Genomic DNA, 16,998 nt, shown 5'->3' with positions numbered 1-16,998 from the left:
AAAAATAAAAATGAATAAGAGAATTATTTCGCAATCTGTACTTATAGGTGTTTTATTTCTTTCGGGTTCTGCTTCTGCTTGGGAGGATAATAAAATAGGTTACGGTAAAAATGTGAGTGGTGCTGTATCAGATAAATTGTTCTACACGATTGGTGGCGGTACTGTTCTATCTCAACCGCCTAGCCGAAGTACTATGCAGCGAGTTGGAATGGGAATTGGATGGTCCAATGATTTGATGTGTGGAAACTTCGATTTAAAAACTACGATTAGTAACCAATTAAATGGTATCACTGATGGATTTAAAAACTTGATGGGGGAGATTGTTCAAGGAGCAACAGGAGCTGTAGCCAGTCTTCCTGGGTTAATTATTCAACGAGCTAACCCAGGATTGTACGAAATGCTGACTAATGGAGTTTTGCAGGCCAATGTTGCTTTTGATAAAGCGCAATTTAACTGTCAGAACTTGTCCAAGCGATTGATGGATTTCTCTGATAACAGCAAATGGTCACAAGCAGCGGTTATGGAAGAAGCTAAAACATTAGTGAATAATGGTAGTAATGATGCCGTCAAGACAAACAATCAGCTTAATAGCGCTAAAGGGGAAGCAGGAGTTCCTTGGATTGGAGGGCAAAAAAAAGGAGGAAAAGGGCAAAAAGCTATCCAACCAACGCGTGATCTGGCTAAAGCTGGCTTTAATATGATGAATCACTTACCAGTCAACAGTGATCAAACTATTTCTACAGGTCAGTGCTCAGGGGGAGCCTGTCAGAGATTTAAAAATAGTGAAGAAGCCGCACAAACTGTTGTGAAAATTTTGGGTGATCAATCAATTCGCACTTGTACAGATACTAGCCAATGTGCAGACGGTACAGCAGAAAATCAGCCTGGAAGTAGCGTCGCTGGAACTGGTTTTGCTCCAGTGATTGAAAAGACAGCTAAAGATAATCAAGAGCAATTAGTAAAACTAGTCAACGGCAATATTTCCCCTACAACTGAAAATCTATCTAAGTTAAAAACTGGTAGCTTGATAGTCACACGAGGTGTTATTCAGTCATTAAGGAGAGATCCTGATAACGGTGCACTAGTACAACGTTTAGCTGGCGAATTAGCTATGTCAGACACAATTGAATTGGCGCTAACTATGCGCAGGATGCTAATGACCGGACAATCAGAACCTAATGCAGCTAACTTATCACAAGCTGTTAAAGAGAGTGATCGCCGGATTGATATTCTTGATCGTGAAATCAATGCACTAAAAACCGAAATGGAACTGCGAAGAGAAATTTCTAATAATACTGTTTTGACTATTATTGAGCGCGACCATCAAAGAACTTTAGCTAACCCACAGACTCAATCTCACGATAACACAGATAAACGAGTAAATTCATTGGGTATTTCTGCTACGGAAGAAAATAGAAAATGAAAATTAAAATATTTTTAAAATGGATGGTTTTCATTGTTATTCTTATGATGGGATTGCTCTTTGTTGCTCACCTAAGTTTAATAAACCCTGATTTAGCCGGAGGTTTTAATCAATTAATGTATCGCTGGCGCTATTTTTCACTATTATGGCGCGTGGTTGTATATGCATTGATTGGCGTTTTCTTATGGAATTTATGGAAATCAGGAAAAGTACCCTTAGAATCACAACAACCTTTTAAACGTGTAGTGATAATGTTCGTGTTGTTCGCCCTGGTCAGTGAAGCGGTTATTTGGATAAACAATAACAATGGAGAATAATTATGACCACAAATAACTATCTTGAGTATTTTCTGACTTTATTGGGCTGGGTAATTAATAATGGTTTATGGAACATACTACTCAGTACAGGGCTTTTTGTTGTTCCACTACTATTTAAAGTGGCGGGTATATGGTTAAAAGTACGTGAAGAAGGGGAGGACGAAGGAAATAAAGGAACTTTATCTATTGTTCGGATTGAAAATGCAATTTATGGTGCTTTCGTCGTAATGGTGTTTTGTTGTGTTCCACTTTTTAACGTTAGTCTTAGTACTATGCAAATTGATTCAAGTAGGAGCAAATATTGTGGAACATGGACAGCAGCAAAACCAGAAGATTCTGGTTTTAAAGGCACTATTTCATCCCTAGACGATAAAACGGCAAAAGCGCCAATATGGTGGATGTTGGTCCATAAATTATCTAAGGGGATTACTCAAGCTTCTGTTGCAACTATTCCGTGTCGTCCGGATCTACGCCAAGTTCGTTTTGAAGTTCAGCATAGTTATATAAAGAATGGTTCATTAGTAGCCGCATTACAGGATTTTACTAATGACTGTTACTCACTTGCATTATATGACTGGAAGAGTCAAGACCAGGGTAAGGAGTCGAGTGAAAGTGTTTTGAGAGATGTGGAGTGGCTAGGTTCTCGAACGTTTTTAAACGGAGCCTATCAAACTTTACAGTCACGTACTCCAAGAGAGGGTTTTCCATGGGTTTCTAAGCGTGATGATGGTTATTCTAATACTGGAACTGGAGGATATCCTACATGCGCTCAGTGGTGGTCAGATGAAAAAGTTGGGCTTAGAAAACTAGTAATGGAACAGGCTGATCCGGGGATGTGGTTGCGCGCTAAATCAGCGATGAGACTAATAAATGAAGATTCAAAAGAATTTCAAGAAGCCGTTATTCGCCGTTTAGTCAGCCCTGCTAGCTTACAAGTGTCCCAGGGGGATTCTGTGTTTATGGGATATGGCGGTAATGCTGATTTCACTATAATAAATACGGCAACACGTGTCGGATCTGTGGTAGGACAAGCTTTGGGTTCATTGGCAATATTTCCAGCACTAGACGCGATGCGGCAATCACTGCCTATGGTTCAAAGCTTATTACTGATGGCTATATATGTAATGTTACCGTTGATTTTAATGTTTTCAGCTTACGACTTTAAAACAGCAATTACACTAACATTTGTGATCTTTGCCTTGAATTTCTTAACGTTCTGGTGGGAATTAGCTCGTTGGTTGGATAGCTGGATGATCGAAGCTTTATATAGTTCAGATACACATAGCCGTTGGAATATGATGGGAATACAAAATACGTCGGATGATATTATTATCAACTTTGTCATGGGAACAATGTTTTTAGTACTACCCGCAGTCTGGATGGGAGCGTTATCCTGGGCAGGTGTTAAAGTCGGTGGAACATTGGAAACTGGAGCAATGCAAAGAGGAACTACCGAATCTAAGCAAGCAGGGGGTAAAGGTGGGGAGGCGGCTATTAATAAATTGAAAAAGTAAAAGGAGGTGGTCAGCAATAGGCTTTAAGCAAAAATATCATATGTGAGTGCAATCTGTCTTATGATTATAATTTTAAATGTTGATAATGTTAATTAAATTATATTAATGTGTTTATAGTTAGATTCTATTATCATCTTCTCTACTTCAATATATTTAAGGATTTGAATATGAAAGAATTACAAAAAATTATTCATGAGAATTCTGCAAACCTGAAAAATAATAAGGATCAGAAAATGTTTGAACTACTAGATGCTGTTCGTGACGGAGCTGCTCCTGCTAATAGTTGGCTCAAGAGCTTAGATTAGCTTAAAAAATGTAAGAAGCATTTTATGTGGTGTGCGGCCAATGGCCGCACAGTTTTAACTGCTCATGAAGTTCTGAGTTTGGGTAGTGATTGGATAGCTGTGATAACCGCTAACAATAAATTGGAATCATTACCAAAAATTAAAATTAAAGAATACTTAAAATTTAAGTATATAAAAACAACTCAATATTATTTCCTAAAAAAACAATCACCAATAAAATACTATATTTAATACATTTAATTTATAATTAAAAACTTAATAGTTCCAATTGAATTATATGAATTAGTTTATATTTCACATGTGTTATGTCTGTTATTTTTTTGTAAAAAAATTGTTGACTTTAATTTTGGGTAATATACATTGGATCATGCTGATTACGGATAAATTTTAACAAAACATTTCTGTAGATCAGCGAAATAAAATGGAATTAAAGTTATATTAAATTCCATTTTTATCTTCTCTTACTCAACCTTTTTTAGGATATTAATATGAAAGAATTACAAAAAATTATTCATGAAAATTCTGCAAACCTGAAAAATCAGAAAGGTCAAAAAGCGTCTGAATTACTTGATTTTGTTCGTGGTGGCGCATCTACTGCTGAAACATGGTTCAAACTTGATTGGAAAAAGAGCTTTTGATTCTTAACTGAAGACCACCTTATGTGGAGGTGGTCAGCAATAGGTTTTGACTCTGCCTTTTATTAGCCTTTAGATTTGAAATTATCAGAATTGGTAGAGATTTATTTTTAGGTATTTTATTAGTACGTCCTTTTGGGGCGAAATTAATTCCGCCTTCATAGAAGGCGGATCTTTACGTCAACGTGTGGTCGATGACAACATGTTTTTACCAACTTCCTTAATGGCTTGCTAAATATGAATAAAATAAATCACTTAGAAGTAATTCTCAAAATAAGCGAGCGCTGTAATCTAAACTGTTCATATTGTTATGTGTTTAATATGGGAAGTGATATTGCACTAAACAGTGCTCCAGTTATTTCCCACAACACTATAATAGGGTTGAAAGGTTTTTTAGAAAGGGTTGCTGAAGATGTTAACCCAGACGTAATACAAATTGATTTGCATGGCGGTGAACCATTGATGCTCAAGAAAGAGCGTTTAATTTACCTATGTGAAACGCTCAATTCTGGAGATTACAAGGGGGCAGAGTTGCGATTTGCATTACAGACTAACGCAACCTTGATCAACAATGAATGGATTGCCATTTTTGAAAAGTTTAATATTTCTGTAAACATTTCCATCGATGGTCCGAAACACATAAACGACAAATACCGTATCGATCACAAAGGGCGTAGCTCATATGAGGCAACCTTAAACGGATATAAGGCATTGTGTACAGCGGCGAAAGAAAGAAATATTCTTAACTATCCCTCCATACTTTCTGTTATTGATCCCGAAGCCAGTGGTAAAGAACTTTTTGACCACTTTTATCATGATATGCAGTGTAAAAGATTTGATTTTCTATTACCTGACAGCAATTACGAAAATACAACCAACACAGAAGGAGTTAAACGTTTTCTTATTGATGTCTGCGATGCTTGGTTTGAACAAAGTGATCCTAATTGTGATGTAAGAATTTTATCCAGTTACTTCACTAGACTGGCTGGATCATCGAAATATATAGTATTGGGAGTGACGCCTCCGACTGAAGGATTTGAAGCCTTAGCCATAACTGTTACGTCTACTGGTGACATCTACATTGATGATACTTTGCGCTCAACGGTTTCAGAGATATTTACACCAATAGGTAATATCGCAGATGCAACTTACGCTCAGATAGTAAACAGCCAACCCATGCGCGAATTTCACAAAATTGAATCCTCTTTACCTGTGGATTGCCAAGGATGTATTTGGCAAAAAATTTGTGCGGGTGGAAAACCTGTAAACAGGTATTCGCGAGATAATGCCTTTAACAATAAAACGATTTATTGCGATACAATGGCGGCATTACTCGGTCGGGGGGCTGCTTACCTTGTGGAACTTGGCCTGAGTGAAAATGAACTCGCAAAAAACATCGGAATTGCTGAATTATGAATAAAGTTCTGAGTGTATGTGTGGCTCAGGATCTTACGATAATTCCAGTTGAAGAAATAAACCTCGCCGATTGTTCACCTTGAGTCTGTAACCTCTTAGCAATCAATATCAGCGGTAAAGAGGTTAACAGACTTGTAATCGATATTGAAGTAACCGATTGTTAATTACTAATAACAGTTAAGGATTTCTGGTGAACGGATTATTTCGTAAAGAAGCTATTTTTCATCGTAAAAACACATGGATTGGTAGGCATACCCTTAATATCCCTCAATCAACAACTTTCCCCCTTATTCTAAGTGCTGCGACTGGCATAATGTTGCTTTCCTGCCTCATTTGGGGATCTTACGGGATTAATGTAGAAGCTCCTGGAAGAGTAATCTTTAATCCTAATGCATCTTCTCTCGTTTCTCCGATGGATGGTATAGCGGAGAGTTTGGGAGTCATTGACGGTCAACAGGTTAACGTAGGCCAGGAAATCATGGTAGTTTCGCATGAGATAAAGACTGAATCAGGGTTGATCTCTCAAAGGGAACGTGCTGCGCTGACAGAAAAAAAACAATTACTTACTGAAAAATTAGTATTATTTGAGAAGGAAAGAGAAAGCGCTCTCATCAAAATACCTACCGCTATAGCTAATAAAAAAAACGAGTTGGAGCAACTGCATGAACTACTTTTGATTAATCGAAACGCTTTTACCGAATCACAGAAGAAATACAACTCATTTGTAAAACACAGCAAAAAAGGGATCATTTCTGAAATGATGATTCATGAATCCCGGCAGGAAATCTTACGGGCTGATGAAAAGATGCAAAACACTTTAGTTAATATCACCAAAACGCAGGCTGATATCATCGCTCTTGAAACTGAAATGGATATAAAAACTCATAAATTAGAAGAAAAAACAAACGATGTATATCAAGAAATTACTCAAATTTCTCAATCCTTAGCACAGTTGGATGTCGTTGAACGAATAAAAATCACTAGTCCCATAAATGGAAGAGTGGCTGGGGTAGATAAGATGATTGGGGATAATGTAACGCGCGGAGATGTTTTGGCCGTAGTTATACCTAGTGACGCGATGCCTGTTGTCCGACTTCAGGTAGGTGCTGAATCAGCAGGTGAAATAAAAATTGGACAGAAGGTGAAATTACGCGTATCGGCTTATCCGTGGAGAAGATACGGAAAATTTACTGCTACAGTCGCCTCAATATCAGAGGCTGCAATTAGGCGGGAGGATGACATGTACTTTACTGTAATAGCCATTCCTGAAGAGCGTTCGAGTTTACCATTGAAACAGGGAATGCAGGTTGATGCCTCAATTTTAACAGGTGAAAAACGTCTTTATAGATGGCTGCTTAGAATGGTTGATTAAATTTATGGATAAATATGTGAAAGATTTTTTTTCAACGTTTTCTGTCGGGAAATCTCTTCCGGTAATCATTCAGTCTGAAGTTTCAGAATGCGGACTTGCTTGTATCGCTATGATCGCAAGTTATCATGGTTTCAATACTGATCTTCTTTCTATGCGGAAACTTTTTGATGTTTCAAAACATGGCATGAGCCTTAAGGAAATAGTGACCGTAGGTGAAAAAGTAGGGTTGTCATCTTGTCCCGTAAAAGTAGAACTGGAAGAACTGAATTCACTTTCGTTGCCTTGTATCCTGCATTGGTCTTTTAATCATTTTGTGGTGCTCAAAAAACTGTCCCGAAAAGGCGCAACTATTCATGATCCGGCTGTTGGCGAACGCAGTATAATGCTTTCTGAGTTATCAGATTGCTTCACTGGTATAGCACTCGAAATGAAACCCAGTGCTACGTTTGAGCGAAAAAAAGTATCTTCAGCACTTTCTATCAGAGACATGCTAGCTGGGATAGAAGGTAAAGGCGGTGTGATAGCACGACTCATTGCAATATCAGCGACTATAGAACTTGTTACGCTGCTTATCCCCGCTTCTTCACAGTTCATTATAGATAACATTCTTAGCACGAGTAATATGTTTGCCCTGAATGTTATCTCAGCCGCTGTTATTGCCTTGCTTTTTATGCGAATGCTGCTGACATGGCTTCGTGACTGGATTATTACCGCAGCTAAATATTCTATTGGATTAAGTTGGTCTGAAGGATTTTTGAGCAAATTAATCAGTCTGCCTGTTACCTACTTTGGAAAACGCCAGTTAGGCGATGTTGTATCTCGCCTACAATCCCTAAACCAAATTCAGGAGGCGTTTACTGCGCGTATGGTAAATGCGATTCTTGATGCGGTGGTTACAGTTGCATTATTGGTAGTCATGAGCAGTTACAGCGTAGTGCTTTGCGCTAGTGTAGTTTTTCTGGCACTGCTCTATGCTCTGATCAAATGGTATTGTTTTGGGATGTACAGAATCGCACTGGCTGAATCTATCAGTAAAACTGCCGCTCAAAGTTCACATTTTATAGAAACTGTTCGCGGTATTTCAGCGATCAAAATGCTGTGTCTGAGCACTAACAGAAAAATAAAATGGTTGAACCTCTCAACTGAAAACATTGCTGCAAATATCAAGCGTTTTCGAATTGATCTCGTTTTTCGGCTAATTAGTGCGTTTATCACAGGGCTGTCAGCATGTTTGGTTGTCTATATTGGTGCACAGTTGACTGAAAATGGTTTTTTTACTGTTGGTGTTCTGTTTGCTTTCATGGTGTACGCTGATATGTTCATCCAAAGGACGATTAATTTTTGTGATGCTGTTTATGAATTTAAAATGCTTTCAATGCATACAAATCGGCTTAGCGATGTAGTCCTTACCGAAAGCGAAAATATGCACTCTGATGCCTCTCAAAATTTGCCTGTGGAATTTAACGGGAAAGTAGAAATATCATCTTTGTCTTTTGCTTACTCAGCTAATGAACCTTATATTTTTGAGAGACTATCTTTTGCTGTTGAATCAGGAGAAAGTGTTGCGTTTGTAGGTCCATCAGGCTGTGGTAAATCCACATTGCTTCATGTTCTTGCTTCACTGCTTGAACCGACTGAAGGGATTATAAAAATTAACGGTGTTCCTATATCTAACATTGGCCTTGAGGCTTATCGTAAGCATGTTTCCTATGTTTTACAGGATGATTTTTTGTTTACCGGTTCATTACAGGAAAATATTACTGGCTTTGCCGAAAGGCCAGACATTGAACTTATGCATGAATGTGCAAGGATGGCCGCTATTCATGATGGAATAGAGATGATGCCAGATGGCTATAATTCTAGGGTTGGGGATATGGGGAGTGTGTTATCAGGAGGCCAGAAACAACGAGTCTCCATTGCACGGGCACTTTATAGAAGACCTAAAATTCTCATATTGGATGAATCCACATCTGCTTTGGATATCGAAAACGAGCGGAAAATAAACGAAGCCATTAAGGCCATGAAAATAACGCGTCTTTTTGCGGCTCATCGACCAGATGCTATCGCTGTGGCCGACAAAGTTTTTGATATGGTTAACGGTGTATTTACAACCCCTCAAGAGTATTTGCAATCACTCAAACACATTGATTGATGATACGGGTTCATATTAACCCGCGGGGTATTTAGGTTACCATTTTAGAGATATCCTTTGAATATGTAATCAGCCCTTATAGTTATAATTTTTAACGTTAATAATATTAATTATATTATGTTGATATGTTTATATTTTACGGATGTTACGCATTTGTTTTTTATGTAAAAATACTGTTGATCTTATTCTGGAATAATATATATTAAACAATGTGGCTTACAAATGAATTTTAATAAATTAATTCTTGTAGGCTAGCAAAATAAAACACAAATTAGGTTATTATCTTCTTTATTTCAATCTTTTTAAGGATCTTAATATGAAAGAACTACAGAAAGTGATTCAGGAAAATTCTGCAAACCTGAAAAATCAGAAGGGCCAAAAAGCGTCTGAACTACTTGATGCTGTTCGCGGTGGTTCATCTGATGATGATGGTATATTTTTTAAAACTACATGGGATAGAAGATAAGAGTACGTGATATAATTGTGTGGTCATTGACCACACAATTTTTATCAACTATTATTATGTGAATGAAATAAATTAATTCCAAAACAAAAATATTTGTAGTCTAAACTATTCATTGCTATGTTTTAAGATGGGGAAAAAGTTTGAATTAAATATCATCCACTGCTCTTAATGGGTTGTTTAATATGAATAGAATTCTGAGTCGGTGCCTGTTGTTGTGCCTTACTATCGTTCCAGTTGAAGCAGTAAAGGCAGATATAACTGCACCGATTGTTTACCTTGAGCATATAACTCCTTCTGTTTCGCTCAATATCAATGGTGAAGAGATTAAAAGACTTTCAGTTGATACTGGGGCGTCTGGTGCTTTTTATCTCCCTCGATCTATCTTTGATTCTCTTTTTCCAAAGCGGAATTATCACACAATAACCGTGCAAAATTCCGTAGATGTTTTTGGAGTTGATAAATCTACTGTAGTGGCAAGGACGGCCAATATGACTGTTAATGGTGAACACCTTTCAGATGTTGACGTTGAACTCTTTAAACCGTGGGGGAACGGCATGTTCGATAATAAGGGACAACTTATCATAGATGGCGTGTTGGGGCTGGGTATTGCCAAAAACAAAACGCTTATTATCAACTACGCTTCAAAGGTACTGACGATAACCGATCATCTCAAAGCTCTTCCCGATGGCTATCGTTGGCAATCTATTCCATTTACTCGCACAAGGAATGGGATAGAAATTAGTGTATTATCTGAAGGTAAGAAGATAAACCGCATGGTTATTGATACTGGTGCAAGTCATACGGTGCTTTTTACTCGTTCAAAGAACGGGTGTGCCAATTTATCACAGACCTGCCCAAAGCAAACTATTATAACACCTGATGGAATTAAGTTATCTGCGGCTATCTATCAAATTCCAGATGAACGGATAGATTTTGATGGCCTGTTAGGTGATGATTTTCTTTCAAACAGAATTCTTATCATATCAAATGACCGCGTGCTAATTAGTTTACCTAATAACAGCTAAAATACGTCTATTATCTTTCAAAAAACCAAAACAGCGTTCGATAACCTATATTAGGATGGAAACAATCTCCACCTTCCACCCTCGCAACGCTCGCCGCAGTCTTTAGCTGAGGCGTACCGCAGCAGAGCGAGGAACGAACAGCTAAAGCGAGGAAGCGGAATTTCGTTAATGCTAAATAATTATCACGGATCACTCTGATCAATACTCCCATCAGGGTAATGATATCCGTCTAAATCGTAATGCCCATGTTTTAAAGGCTCTACACTAGGTGTTTTAGATAAAACTAATATTATAATAAAGAAAATTGACACTGTAATTATAGTGATAATAGTGCTTAAGATAAGTGCTGTTATGGCTAAGGCACTTGCTACAAATACTGGAATATGACCAATCCATGCAGGAACATTATTTTTCTTCGCTTTACTAACGCACGTCTTATCCCAGCTTTTCAATTTATTAAAACAGCGTTTCCAGATACACGCTGCTTTTATCCCCCAAAATTCTCCTCGGGATCTCACCTTTAGATCTTTTTGCATATAACCACCCTTATTCTATAATAAGTAGATAGTATCATTCAGTATGCAAGAACGATTATTTAAATTCCCCAAAATAAGAGATTAAGTGCATCTTTGATATCTGACGACCATTGAGCCACATCAGAAATTTTCTCTCCAATTGCGTTCTCTGGGACACTTGAAAGCTCTGTTGTTAAAAGCCGATAATCTTTATGTTCTATTTGCACTATGGGAAATAAATGGTGACTTACCTTGTTTGACAAATGGTACGCTTCAATCAAAGGTATGACCATACGCCTTCCTGGTGTTTCAATAATGTCGCTTTGCACATCAATAAGCAGGCTGTATTTGCTTTCTTTTCGTTTATATTGATAAACAATAAATTGCATTTACCAGTTCCTATTTTCATCAGCAAATGAGCCATATTGCGTAATAAATTGTGCAACCTCTTCCATTCCTTTACGATTATTTACCTTCCAATTTTCAGCTTTGATGCGCTGAGCTTCCTTTGCCATGGTTTCATTAACAAAGCCTGAAATATTTATGCCAGCGGAGCTTAGAATTAGATAATTTTCTTTATCAACTGTTACATTAACTCTATGTTTCATTATGCACCTAAAGTGTATATTATTAATACATATTTAAAGTATGTACTTTGTGCAAAAAAAAGCAACCTGATTTTTGTGTGTGGTTTTCAATCATTGACGAGTATGAGCTACAAGTGTAAGATTTTCATCGCTGTAACGTTACCTTATGGTAACCAATCAATGTTCCAGCAATCTGAGAGGAGCGCCTTTGGGTGATTGCAAATACTAATGTTCTAGTAGTCTGAGAGGAACGCTTTCGAGTGACTGCACCATTTGCCGTACCTGAAAAGGCAGACAGTAAATACTCTGGGTAAACCTGTTTATTCTTTGAAAACGGGGATCGCTAAAGCGATTAAGAAATATTCAACTAAAGTTCGTCAAATGTAGATGAACCCCTTCAAACATGCTGTTTGATGCAGAAAAACATCAAACATCTTTGTCGATGTAATGCGTCTTTTGTACATGCGTCGAGAGCTTTTGCGGCCTTTAACAGCGTCGATATAACGGTATGCCATTTGGAACATTTGGCATCTTCGTTATCTTCGAGTCGCGGTACTGGAAGCAGAAAGATGAGCGGCGTCACTTGAGTAAAAGCGTAGCGATTACCAAGTGACGCCGCCAGGCGTAAAACTTCCAGACCGCATTACAGCTAACGTTAAGACATCCTTTCAAACGGTTTTACCAAATGAAGACAAAAGTTAGTATGCTTCAAAACGTTGTAAGAGAGTGTCTTAAATTTTTTACAAAGCGCCCGACGCGCCCGTTTTACGAACGGTCGCTTGGGAAAACTTCGACTTTTAGTTTCAATTAATAATGAATCTAACTTTTTGATAAATAGGAGATAAGTAGTCCAGATATTGAGGCGTTCATCCTGGTAGCAGGCTCTGAACGGGGAGCATTAAAGCGCAGTGCAGAGCACAGAGCGCGCTCCTGCAATAACTCAACATGATAGCGCCCTGCTACACAATATCTGACTGTCAGGATGACACACATAACCGATACGCAGGGAACGTCTGTAATGACGAAAAACTAACAATTTGTGATAAGGCAATAATGTTATAAATAACTTTTATTATTCATAACATTATTGCTATTGGAGGTTTTTATGGATAAAAAAACGTCACGATCAAAGGTAGAAATATTTAAGAAAGATTTTATTACTTGTGCCCGTAAAGCAGGAGGGAGTTTTACTACGGTGGCCGATCGCACTCGAATAGCCAAACAATTTCTGAACTATTTGAATTCTTCGGGCATTAAATTACGTCAGTTAGATAGCCTGAAAATTAAATATATCGAGGGGTATATTGAAAACAGAAAATCTGAAAACATTAGCAATCGAACTTTACAAAATGAGATGTCAGCATTGCGTGGTATTCTTTCACAAGCAGGAAAACATAAATTAGCTGATCCAAATAATGAACGATTGAATAATCGTTCTCTTGGAATAGCAGGCGCAAGCCGTATGGGAACAAAAGAAGCATTATCTCCCGATGAATTTAAGAAAGCATTTAAAGAAGTAGAAAAAATTGATAAAGGTGTTGCTGCAACTTTACAATTGGCATATGTTTTAGGGCTGAGAACAAAAGAAGCTGTTCAAGCTTGTAAATCTATAAATACGTGGAAGCAATCTTTAAGCAATGGACATCATTCTGTCAGAGTGGTCTTTGGCACAAAAGGCGGGCGTCCTAGAGATACTACAATTTTAAATAATGAACAACTTAAAAACGCTATTAATTATGCTGAAAATGTGATGAAAGAACGTGATGGTAAATTAATTGATAAACCTAATATTCATCAGGCGGTTGATCGTTATAGAAACATAGTTCGTTCAGCCGGATTAGTTGGTAAAAAAGCACCTCACAGTATGCGATATTATGTTGCTAAAGAACTCAGTGCCCATTATCAGAAAGCAGGATTTAATAAAAAAGAAATATTAGCACAGGTATCTATGGATTTAGGTCATGGTGATGGTAGAGGTAGGTATATTAATCAAGTATATTACCAGAGTGTAAATGGAGGTGACGAATGAGTTTTATTCATTCAATGAAATTTTCTTTCATTTTATTTTCCTTTTTTTCATTAAATGGATATTGTAAGGCTTTAATTTTAGGTGACTCTTTAAGTTATGTTTATAGTGAATCATATAAATCTTTAATTAATAAAAGTGCGGATGTTTTTTACCAAGTTGGCTCTGGGCTTTTAAATAGGCATAGGTATGATTGGTTTTCTGCTATTGAACGTATTGATTTTGATAAATATGACCTCATTATTATAAGCATTGGAACAAACGACTTCAATAAAGAAATAAACTCAATTGATTATTCTCGTTCTATTTTTGAACTGATTGGCAGGATTAGGAGTAAAAATTATGACATAAAAATTATCTGGATTTCTCCCCCATTTTTAAAAAATAAGGAGCATGATTTTTTGTTAAAAAACACACGATATATTATTAAAAAATCTTTATTACAATTAGGTGTTACGTATTTAGATATAACACAAAATGCTGTGATGGGTGAAAAGTATACAGGTTTTTTAGATGGAAAAAAAATTAGAACAGATGATGGAATCCATATTACTAAGCACGGAGCAAATCTAGTGATGGAATATTTGAAGTTATCTTTATAATTTTATTTTTGCTATTGACAGGTAGCAATCTTAGTTAGAAAATAATGTTGTTCTTACATTGCCTTGTGCAATCTATTAATGCTCTAATAGCCTGAGAAGAGCGCTTTCGGGTGGCTATATAACTAATGTTCCGGTAGTCTGAGAGGAACGCTTTCGGGTGACTGCGCCATCTGCTATACCTGAAAAAGCAGACAGTAAATACTCTGGGTAAACCCGTTTATTCTTTGAAAACGGGGATCGTTAAGGCGATTAAGAAACTTTTCATAACAATAGACAGTAACATTTTCAATTATTCTTTTCACCTAATGGGGAAATTTTCCCCTGGGAAGATTTCTCTATTTTATTTAATTATGGAGAAGTCTTATGAGTAAGAAGTTCTTACGTACACCTTATGAGCCAGGCGTTTCATTACGTTGGGATATTTACCATAGACAGTTTAGGGTCGAAGTCACAGGTATGTTTGAGTATCCTGAAGACGATTCGATTTATGGTACTTATAAAAACAAAGGAACTCTGATCATTTGTGAAACATCTACATTTACTGATGCTGTTAATAAGCTCAAAATTATGTATAAAGCAAACTCCTGGCCTTTTCGGGATAAAGATGAGGATTATTATTATGACCCTGATTTAGGGCGTGATATGGGGCCGATTAATTTTTATCCTATGACTGTAATCATTTATGATCGTCATAATAGAAAAGTGTTAGGTGGTGAGTTATTAAATGGTGGCATCACTTGGGCACACCCTATTACAAATGAAACTGAATTATACAAAATGCACAAAAAATTTTGGGACGAAGGATCTGGTGAGCACCGTTGGAATGACTATGAAACAGCCAGACAAATGTGGCATAAAGCTGGTTTATTGTTATTGCACGTTGTAGATTCTAAATATCAGTTACATGATGAAATAAATGCAAATGCTTTTTTTTCACAAGACACCATAATTTCATGGAAGAGCCGCTTTAGAGGGAACGCCTAATGGGAAATATACTTACGAAAGTATTCATCAATTGGTTGGAACCATGTGAAAATTGTGGATATCAAGGAGTGTATCTAACTGATGGCGATGATGATTTTCTCTGTGAAAATGATGATGCTATATGTACTCAATGTGGAAACCACGGAATAATCCAAGTTGAGGAAGGCTATTATCGCAATCATTATTTTGTTTCATGGGATGAACTACCAGTGAAGACTGAAGATAATTAATAATAACTTAATTGACCAACCCCGCAGGGTACTTTCCTGCGGGAAAGTCCCTGTCTTTGTTTTTATTATATGAGGAATAAAAAATGGGACTTGATATTCACTTTTTTTCAGGTGAAAAACAGAAAGAACGTGTTGATTATGATACACAAGTGGGATATTTTCGAAAAATTAACTCGCTTTTTCGTTGGGTTAATTACAATGTTCAAAGTGTCGATAATTGCAAAAGTATATTGATACCAAAACAAAAGTTAGAACAATTATTAGCAGATTTAAATAGACTGACAAAAGATAATTGCATGACAATATTCCCTACAGAAGATGGTTTTTTCTTTGGTTCAACTGAATATGATCAATATTATTGATCGGATGTTGAAGAAGTAAAAAACTGGGTTAGCAGTACGCTGAAATCTTTTGATTTTGATAACCACGATCTATTTTTTTGGGCGTGGTGGTAAAAATCAGATGGCTGATTTAATACTCTAATCTTACTTACTTTTCACCAGGCGGTGTACTCTCACCGCCTAGGGGGAGTACGCATTTTTATCTTAGGAGTATTCCTTACCCCGCGCGGAGCGCGGGGTAAGGAACTCCAACATCTGATACTCTCAGTATTATGAAAACCTATTTAGCGTTCTGCGACTAAACAGCTTGGGGGTATGTTACCTACCAATGCAATTATTCTTCTAAACAGATAATTAAGGTATGACAATATGTCATTAGACCACGGGCTTTTAAATATTCCACTGCATAAACGTGGGAATATCGATAACCAGATTGACAAATGGAAAGCTGAGCAAGCTAGGCAGAAAAAAGACAAGCAGGAGTGTATCAAATATGATTTTAATACAAATAAAGAAGCAGCTAAAAAATTATGGGCGCTCGTTGATAAGGATTTAATTAAAGCACACGCTAAGAAAAGAGGAATGAAATATTCCGAACTGCGCGATATTCTGGATGGATTTGTTAAATGGAAACCGCAGAAAGCAATTAAAGTGCTGCCTCTGTTTATTAAAAAATAATCAAATTGATTTATTATTAACCAGGATCGAAAATACAAAAGTAGAGTAGCATAGAGGGAATTTATGCGATATGACATTATTCGCTTCAAATTGCTGGCGCATATGTTGTTAATGCAACATGTTGGTATGACATTAAGTGGTACAGTTTTAAATGATGATAAAACAGTAAAAAGTTTTATTAAACAAGGTCTGTCTCCCGCAGAAACTTTTAATAAGATAGGAATACCGATAGATATATCGAAAATATCAGTTTCTTATTAAAAAAATGCTTCTTCGAGATACTTTTACTGAACGCCTCTTCGGAGGCGTTTTTTTATCAATACACAAAAAGAATTTTTACTGTACTTAAGTCCCCGCGTTTTTAATTATTACCGTAAATTAAATTGGCTACTTTAAAATAGAGGTGCTAT

General features: G+C 36.9%; 20 protein-coding genes. 17 read left to right on the top strand and 3 right to left on the bottom strand.

What is annotated here, in order from left to right; genetic code table 11:
- Positions 1–10 precede the first annotated feature (10 nt).
- The 10 genes from IQ211_RS00515 to IQ211_RS00470 all read left to right on the top strand — a co-directional run bounded on the left by IQ211_RS00515 (position 11) and on the right by IQ211_RS00470 (position 10,625).
- Positions 11–1,423 carry an integrating conjugative element protein gene (locus tag IQ211_RS00515; RefSeq protein ID WP_189757989.1) on the top strand — a complete coding sequence of 471 codons (1,413 nt, stop codon included), beginning with the start codon at positions 11–13 and terminating at the stop codon, positions 1,421–1,423.
- Positions 1,420–1,740 carry a hypothetical protein gene (locus tag IQ211_RS00510; RefSeq protein ID WP_189757990.1) on the top strand — a complete coding sequence of 107 codons (321 nt, stop codon included), beginning with the start codon at positions 1,420–1,422 and terminating at the stop codon, positions 1,738–1,740. The genes IQ211_RS00515 and IQ211_RS00510 overlap by 4 nt, the downstream gene beginning before the upstream one ends.
- Positions 1,741–1,742: 2 nt before the next feature.
- Positions 1,743–3,254, top strand: coding sequence for a conjugal transfer protein TraG N-terminal domain-containing protein (locus IQ211_RS00505; protein ID WP_189757991.1), 1,512 nt, complete (start codon positions 1,743–1,745; stop codon positions 3,252–3,254).
- A gap of 167 nt (positions 3,255–3,421) precedes the next feature.
- Positions 3,422–3,559 (top strand): hypothetical protein, encoded by a 138-nt coding sequence (locus IQ211_RS00500; protein ID WP_189757992.1) that lies wholly within the window; start codon positions 3,422–3,424, stop codon positions 3,557–3,559.
- Between the two features lie 488 nt (positions 3,560–4,047).
- The gene (locus IQ211_RS00495; protein ID WP_189757993.1) at positions 4,048–4,197 is read left to right on the top strand and encodes a hypothetical protein; all 150 of its coding nucleotides are present in this window, start codon (positions 4,048–4,050) and stop codon (positions 4,195–4,197) included.
- Positions 4,198–4,431: 234 nt separating this feature from the next.
- Positions 4,432–5,610, top strand: coding sequence for a cyclophane-forming radical SAM/SPASM peptide maturase XyeB (gene xyeB, locus IQ211_RS00490; protein ID WP_189757994.1), 1,179 nt, complete (start codon positions 4,432–4,434; stop codon positions 5,608–5,610).
- A gap of 190 nt (positions 5,611–5,800) precedes the next feature.
- Complete coding sequence (locus IQ211_RS19985) at positions 5,801–6,982, top strand: HlyD family secretion protein (protein ID WP_189757995.1); 1,182 nt, start codon at positions 5,801–5,803, stop codon at positions 6,980–6,982.
- A 4-nt stretch (positions 6,983–6,986) separates the two neighbouring features.
- Positions 6,987–9,134 carry a peptidase domain-containing ABC transporter gene (locus IQ211_RS00480; RefSeq protein ID WP_189757996.1) on the top strand — a complete coding sequence of 716 codons (2,148 nt, stop codon included), beginning with the start codon at positions 6,987–6,989 and terminating at the stop codon, positions 9,132–9,134.
- A gap of 316 nt (positions 9,135–9,450) precedes the next feature.
- Entirely contained in the window at positions 9,451–9,600 is a 150-nt protein-coding gene (locus IQ211_RS00475; protein WP_189757997.1) for a hypothetical protein, read from the top strand.
- Positions 9,601–9,782: 182 nt separating this feature from the next.
- Positions 9,783–10,625: a pepsin/retropepsin-like aspartic protease family protein gene (locus tag IQ211_RS00470; RefSeq protein ID WP_189757998.1), complete on the top strand. Its 843-nt coding sequence runs from the start codon at positions 9,783–9,785 to the stop codon at positions 10,623–10,625.
- Between the two features lie 182 nt (positions 10,626–10,807).
- Here the strand turns inward: IQ211_RS00470 and IQ211_RS00465 are convergent, their stop codons facing one another.
- The 3 genes from IQ211_RS00465 to ccdA are packed head-to-tail and all read right to left on the bottom strand — an operon-like array spanning position 10,808 to position 11,748.
- Positions 10,808–11,161 (bottom strand): hypothetical protein, encoded by a 354-nt coding sequence (locus IQ211_RS00465; protein ID WP_189757999.1) that lies wholly within the window; start codon positions 11,159–11,161, stop codon positions 10,808–10,810.
- 59 nt (positions 11,162–11,220) lie between these two features.
- Positions 11,221–11,529: a type II toxin-antitoxin system toxin CcdB gene (ccdB, locus tag IQ211_RS00460; RefSeq protein ID WP_189758000.1), complete on the bottom strand. Its 309-nt coding sequence runs from the start codon at positions 11,527–11,529 to the stop codon at positions 11,221–11,223.
- Positions 11,530–11,748 carry a type II toxin-antitoxin system antitoxin CcdA gene (gene ccdA / locus IQ211_RS00455; RefSeq protein ID WP_189758001.1) on the bottom strand — a complete coding sequence of 73 codons (219 nt, stop codon included), beginning with the start codon at positions 11,746–11,748 and terminating at the stop codon, positions 11,530–11,532.
- A 1,084-nt stretch (positions 11,749–12,832) separates the two neighbouring features.
- Here ccdA and IQ211_RS00450 point away from each other — a divergent pair.
- The 7 genes from IQ211_RS00450 (at position 12,833) to IQ211_RS00420 (ending at position 16,849) form a co-directional block, all read left to right on the top strand.
- Positions 12,833–13,756, top strand: a complete 924-nt coding sequence (locus IQ211_RS00450; RefSeq protein ID WP_189758002.1) for an integrase domain-containing protein — start codon at positions 12,833–12,835, stop codon at positions 13,754–13,756.
- On the top strand, positions 13,753–14,355 hold the full coding sequence (locus IQ211_RS00445) for an SGNH/GDSL hydrolase family protein (protein WP_189758003.1): 603 nt from the start codon (positions 13,753–13,755) through the stop codon (positions 14,353–14,355). The genes IQ211_RS00450 and IQ211_RS00445 overlap by 4 nt, the downstream gene beginning before the upstream one ends.
- 363 nt (positions 14,356–14,718) lie before the next feature.
- Positions 14,719–15,339 carry a hypothetical protein gene (locus tag IQ211_RS00440; protein ID WP_189758004.1) on the top strand — a complete coding sequence of 207 codons (621 nt, stop codon included), beginning with the start codon at positions 14,719–14,721 and terminating at the stop codon, positions 15,337–15,339.
- On the top strand, positions 15,339–15,569 hold the full coding sequence (locus IQ211_RS00435; RefSeq protein ID WP_189758005.1) for a hypothetical protein: 231 nt from the start codon (positions 15,339–15,341) through the stop codon (positions 15,567–15,569). The genes IQ211_RS00440 and IQ211_RS00435 overlap by 1 nt, the downstream gene beginning before the upstream one ends.
- A gap of 83 nt (positions 15,570–15,652) precedes the next feature.
- On the top strand, positions 15,653–15,931 hold the full coding sequence (locus IQ211_RS00430) for a hypothetical protein (protein WP_189758006.1): 279 nt from the start codon (positions 15,653–15,655) through the stop codon (positions 15,929–15,931).
- Between the two features lie 348 nt (positions 15,932–16,279).
- A complete protein-coding gene (locus IQ211_RS00425; protein ID WP_189758007.1) occupies positions 16,280–16,588 on the top strand; it encodes a hypothetical protein in 309 nt (102 codons plus the stop codon).
- A 63-nt stretch (positions 16,589–16,651) separates the two neighbouring features.
- Positions 16,652–16,849, top strand: coding sequence for a hypothetical protein (locus tag IQ211_RS00420; RefSeq protein WP_189758008.1), 198 nt, complete (start codon positions 16,652–16,654; stop codon positions 16,847–16,849).
- Positions 16,850–16,998: the final 149 nt, after the last annotated feature.

Origin of the sequence: Xenorhabdus griffiniae (assembly GCF_015163655.1) — a bacterium.
In the GTDB taxonomy this organism is placed as follows: Bacteria; Pseudomonadota; Gammaproteobacteria; order Enterobacterales; family Enterobacteriaceae; genus Xenorhabdus; species Xenorhabdus griffiniae.
This window is presented reverse-complemented; position numbering and strand designations above follow the sequence as displayed.